The sequence below is a fragment of the Mesorhizobium sp. M1A.F.Ca.IN.020.06.1.1 genome, assembly GCF_004023265.1.
Classification (GTDB): Bacteria; Pseudomonadota; Alphaproteobacteria; order Rhizobiales; family Rhizobiaceae; genus Mesorhizobium.
This window is the reverse complement of the sequence record NZ_RZSR01000440.1, coordinates 1-4,808: the sequence shown is the minus strand read 5'-3', so window position 1 is coordinate 4,808 and position 4,808 is coordinate 1. Positions and strand designations below refer to the sequence as shown.

6 protein-coding genes are annotated in these 4,808 nt (G+C 65.3%); 4 read left to right on the top strand and 2 right to left on the bottom strand.

Annotation, left to right across the window (positions count from 1 at the left end):
- From EOA60_RS19155 to EOA60_RS19145, 3 genes are all read left to right on the top strand, one after another.
- Nucleotides 1–393, top strand: a 393-nt coding sequence (locus EOA60_RS19155; protein ID WP_128311740.1) for a TAXI family TRAP transporter solute-binding subunit, incomplete at its 5' end; no start/stop codon positions are given.
- Nucleotides 394–431: 38 nt separating this feature from the next.
- Nucleotides 432–2,558: a TRAP transporter permease gene (locus tag EOA60_RS19150; RefSeq protein WP_095825072.1), complete on the top strand. Its 2,127-nt coding sequence runs from the start codon at nucleotides 432–434 to the stop codon at nucleotides 2,556–2,558.
- Entirely contained in the window at nucleotides 2,555–2,932 is a 378-nt protein-coding gene (locus tag EOA60_RS19145; RefSeq protein ID WP_095825071.1) for a DUF1850 domain-containing protein, read from the top strand. The genes EOA60_RS19150 and EOA60_RS19145 overlap by 4 nt, the downstream gene beginning before the upstream one ends.
- Before the next feature lie 191 nt (nucleotides 2,933–3,123).
- On the opposite strand, the gene EOA60_RS19140 is transcribed toward EOA60_RS19145, so the two are convergent.
- On the bottom strand, nucleotides 3,124–3,576 hold the full coding sequence (locus EOA60_RS19140; RefSeq protein ID WP_095825070.1) for a DCC1-like thiol-disulfide oxidoreductase family protein: 453 nt from the start codon (nucleotides 3,574–3,576) through the stop codon (nucleotides 3,124–3,126).
- 195 nt (nucleotides 3,577–3,771) lie between these two features.
- Nucleotides 3,772–3,918: a hypothetical protein gene (locus tag EOA60_RS19135; RefSeq protein WP_082980733.1), complete on the bottom strand. Its 147-nt coding sequence runs from the start codon at nucleotides 3,916–3,918 to the stop codon at nucleotides 3,772–3,774.
- 397 nt (nucleotides 3,919–4,315) lie between these two features.
- Between EOA60_RS19135 and EOA60_RS19130 the strand changes: the two genes are divergently transcribed.
- Nucleotides 4,316–4,808: ferritin-like domain-containing protein (locus EOA60_RS19130; RefSeq protein ID WP_164899404.1), on the top strand; the 493-nt coding region annotated here is incomplete at its 3' end.

Below are 4,808 nucleotides of genomic sequence, written 5' to 3'. Positions count from 1 at the left end.
CTCGACGCCACGCTGCAATCGGCGGGCCTGGGCGTCGCCTCGATCCGCGATCTCGCAACTTCGGTGCCGATCAACGTCGTCGCCGTGCCGGCCGAGGACGTCGCCAAGATCGGCTCGCCCTATCTTTCGGTGATCATTCCCAACGGCACCTATGAGGGCCAGACCGAGGATGTCGCCACCGCCGCGGTCGGCAATTTCCTTGTCACCCGGGCCGATGTTTCCGACGAGACCGCCTATCAGATGACCAAGCTGATGTTCGAGCATCTCGACCAGCTCGCCGCCGCCCATGCCGCCGCCAAGGCGATCGATCCGGCCAAGGCGCTGGACGGCATGCCGGTGCCGCTGCATCCCGGCGCGGAGAAATACTACAAGGAAAAAGGGCTGATCAAGTAAGCGAGGATGGCGCGGCAGTCTGCTATGGAGCGCGTCGGATGAGCAAAGCAACGTCTGGAACAACGACCGACGGCAATTCGACCACTTTTCATCTCCCTGTCGCCGAAGAACAGGTCGAAGGCCTGCCGCCGGGCTTCGGCGGCGGCATCGCTGGCGAGGCGGCCTTCCTGATTGCCGTCGCCTTCTCCGTTTTCCAGATCTACATCGCCGCCTATGGCAGCCTGCCCAGCCAGGTGGTACGCGCCATGCATGTCGGCTTCCTGCTGCTGCTCGGCTTCGGCCTGATCGCCAACCTGCGCGCCACCGGCGTAGCGGCGAAGACCGCGTTCTGGGCGCTCGGCGCGCTCGGCTTCGCCACCGGCCTCTACAACTGGGTCTTCTACGCCGACCTCATCCGCCGCTCCGGCTTCCTCACCACGCCGGACCTGATCGTCGGCACGCTGCTGGTGGTGCTCGTCTTCGAAGCGGCAAGGCGGCTGATGGGGCTGCCGCTGGCGGTGATCGCCTTCATCTTCCTCGCCTATTGCTTCGTCGGCAATCACCTGCCGCCGCCCTTCATCCATCGCGGCTACGATTTCGCCCAGCTCGTCGACACCTTCGCCTTCGGCACCGAAGGCATATACGGCACGCCGGTCTATGTCTCGGCGGCTTACATCTTCATCTTCGTCGTCTTCGCCGCCTTCCTCGAACGCGCCGGCATGATCGCGCTGTTCAACGATTTCGCGCTTGGCCTGGTCGGCTCCTGGCGCGGCGGTCCGGCCCAGGTCTGCGTGCTCTCCTCGGCGCTGATGGGCACCATCTCCGGTTCGGGCGTCGCCAATGTCGTGGCGAGCGGCCAGTTCACCATTCCGCTGATGAAGCGCTTCGGCTTCCGCTCGGCCTTCGCCGGCGCCGTCGAGGCAACGTCCTCGATGGGCGGCCAGATCATGCCGCCGGTGATGGGCGCGGTCGCCTTCATCATGGCCGAGACGCTGAACGTCCCCTACGCCGAGGTGGTGAAGGCGGCGATCATTCCGGCGCTGCTCTATTTCGGCGCCTGTTTCTGGCAGGTGCATCTGGAGGCGGGCAAGGCCGGCCTGCACGGCATGGCCAAGGCTGAGCTGCCCAATCCCTGGGATGCGGTGCGGCAGCACTGGCCGCTGGTGCTGCCGCTTGCCGTGCTGGTTTACCTGCTCTTCGCCGGCTATACGCCGATCTTCGCCGGCACCATGGGCCTGGCGCTGACCATCGTGCTGATCCTCGGCACGCCGCTGGCGGCGCTGATCGGACCGTTCGCCTTCCGCGTCGTCTTCTGGCTGGCGCTCGGCCTTGCCGCCGCCTCCTTCATGCGCTTCGGCGTCAACATCCTCGGCCTCGTCATCGCGGCGCTCATTGTCGCCTGCGTCACTTTCAAGGGCGGTCGCGAGACGCTGCGCATCTGCGTCGAATCGCTTGCCGAAGGGGCGAAGAACGCGCTGCCGGTCGGCATCGCCTGCGCCATCGTCGGCATCGTCATCGGCACGCTGACGCTGACCGGCATCGCTTCGACCTTCATCGGCTGGATCATCTCCATCGGCGAGAACAATCTGTTCCTGTCGCTGCTGCTCACCATGCTCACCTGCCTGGTGCTCGGCATGGGCATCCCCACCATCCCCAACTACATCATCACCTCCTCGCTCGCCGGCCCGGCGCTGCTGTCGCTCGGCGTGCCGCTCATCGTCAGCCACATGTTCGTCTTCTATTTCGGCATCATGGCTGATCTCACCCCACCGGTGGCGCTCGCCGCTTTCGCCGCGGCGCCCATGGCCAGGGAAAGCGGGCTGAAGATCGGCATTCAGGCGACCAAGCTCGCCATCGCCGGCTTCGTCGTGCCGTTCATGGCCGTCTACACGCCGGCGCTGATGCTGCAGGATGCAGGCCCGATCGCGGCTTCGTTCGGCTATCCGGTCGAGGTCGCCTACGTCGTCGCCAAAGCCTGCATGGGCATCGTGCTCTGGGGCGCCGCCGCCGTCGGCTTCCTCGCTCGCTGCATGGCCTGGTGGGAGCGCTTGGTCGCCTTCGCCGCCGGCGTGCTGCTGGTGGCGGCGCTGCCGCTCACCGACGAAACCGGCTGGGCGCTGGCGCTGCTCTGGATCGGCTGGCACTGCTGGCGCGCGCGCCAGGCATCCGCGGCCGGCCCTGCATGAGCCTGTGCATCCTCGCAGCCGGCAAGACGGTGACGCTTGCCGTTGCCGCCTTTACCTTGTCCTGGACGCATTCGGTGGAACGGACGCGCTGGCAAGAGGACTGGAAGGTGACGCCGGCAGGTCTGCGCGTCGTCGAAGCGCGCGTCAAGGGCTCCGGCGCCGGCATGGAGCCGCCGGAAGGTTCGGTGCTGCGGGACGGATGGTGGGTCTATGCTCCCAGGGTCCGATCACAGCCGCGTCTGGTGCTCGCCGCATCCGGCGCAACCGGGGAAGGCTGGACCTTGTGCACGGTCACGAGTTGCCTGGAACTTGGCGGGACGGCCGGGGATTCGGTCGTGCTCGAAGCCTGCGCGGGTTCGAGCCAGCCGCGATGAAATCCGCGTCGCGATCGGCACGAGCCTGGACTTGGTGCCGCCTCGTCCTTTGCAATAGGCCTCGGCCTTGGCGAGCGAGCGGCCGGCGACGAGCAAGGTCAGACGCGGCTCGCTCTCCAGCAACTGCACGATGCGTCCGCCGAAGGTGCCGTAACCGCGGACAATCAGAAGCTTCATCCGACCCTCCGATCTCAACTGATCAGCCGCTGTCGCAGCTCGGCGGAGGGGATCTCGCAGCTGTGTTTGCGGCCGAACAGCGCACAGCGGTTCTTGGCGATGCGGTCGTACAGCCAGTCGCGCAGCGGCCGCGGCAGGACGAGCAGCAATCTCGCGGCGCGCCACGGCCAGCCGAGCGCCGCCATGACGGCGACGAAACTGTCGAGCTTCGTGAAGGCGGCGCCGTCGATGATGGCGAGGTTGCTGTCGTAATCCTCGGTCGGCAGGCCGTGCTCACGAAACAGCGCCTCGCCGAGCGGCGATTGCGCGGTGGCCAAGCGGAAGCGTTTCTTGCGGTCGATCTTGAGGACGATCTGGACGAAGCCCGAGCAGAACACACAGACGCCGTCGAACACGAGCAGCGGCTGGCGGGCATCGTAAGCTTGGCCTGGGAGAAGGGGACGTTTCTGTTCGGACAGGTCGGTCATGTCGGCCCCGGCTGCTTGTGCCCCTAGGCACTAAGCTAGGGGGACACTAAGCCAGCCGGCGGCGGCGTCAAAGTCGCGGCGTTGTCGCACGCCTGCCGTCGATGACGGCGGGGCGCTCGTCACGATAGGTCGTGGCGCGGGTGTCGGCGACCGGCTTGCAGATCCGGCTGTTGTGGCGGCTGTCGAGCATCGTGGTCAGTGCGTGCCGATGCCGAGCGAGTTGCCGCGGCGTGCGCAGGCCGGGCCCGGGCCGCGCATGTAATAGCGCTCGGGCCGATAGGTCGGCGCGACGAATTCGCGGATGGCGGCGGCATAGCCGGCGATGTGGTTCCAGAAGTTCATTTTCCCTGTCCCTGTCCCGTTTTCGGATGTCCCTTCCGAATTGCGGGGATCATAGCCTCGAGGCGTGAATAGTCGGTGAACGCCATGTTAATTTCTGGTCCGAAACGCGTTGCATCGTGGCCGGAATGCGGCTGATTCGCGGTGTTTCCACGCCTTTTGTCGCGTTTCCGGCTCGTGTGACTTTTGCATCACATATGTTTCGTCTCTATGTCGCTTGGGCGCGCTTCTGTTTCACGCATCGAAGGTGGCTTGAAATTTCCGTGCGGCGTCGTCCGCCGGCAGGAACCTGCCCTGCGCGGTGACGTTGATCGATCAAGGCCGGGGCCGAACCCGGCCGCGTTGGCGGCGGACCGGCCGCGCAACTTCCGGACAACACCAGACATGGAAGGCAACCGCCATGGGTTTCTTTTCGAAGGACATCAAGACGCTGGACGACCTCTTCGTCCACACGCTGCGCGACATCTATTATGCCGAAAAACAGATCGAGAAATCGCTGCCGAAGATGATCGACAAGGCGACGGATTCGCAATTGAAAGCCGGTTTCGAGAAGCATCTCGCGCAGACCAAAGGCCACATCGAACGGGTCGAGCAGGTATTCGAGCTGCATGGCGTCAAGGCCAAGACCGTCAACTGCCCCGCCATCGACGGCATCCTCGAGGAGGCTGACGACGTGAGCGGCGACGTGGAGGACAAGGAGGTCCTCGATGCCGCGCTGATCGCCTCGGCTCAGGCCGTCGAGCATTACGAGATAACGCGCTACGGCACGCTGATCGCCTGGGCCAAGCAGCTCGGCCGCAGCGACTGCGCCAATGTGCTGGCCAAGAACCTCAAGGAAGAAGAGGCGACAGATCGCAAGCTCACCGAGATCGCGGAAAGCAAGGTCAACCTCC

Coding starts and splice junctions, on each gene's coding strand:
- EOA60_RS19150 (WP_095825072.1), top strand. CDS start 432: ATGAGCAAAGCAACGTCTGGAACAACGACCGACGGCAATTCGACCACT.
- EOA60_RS19145 (WP_095825071.1), top strand. CDS start 2,555: ATGAGCCTGTGCATCCTCGCAGCCGGCAAGACGGTGACGCTTGCCGTT.
- EOA60_RS19140 (WP_095825070.1), bottom strand. CDS start 3,576: ATGACCGACCTGTCCGAACAGAAACGTCCCCTTCTCCCAGGCCAAGCT.
- EOA60_RS19135 (WP_082980733.1), bottom strand. CDS start 3,918: ATGAACTTCTGGAACCACATCGCCGGCTATGCCGCCGCCATCCGCGAA.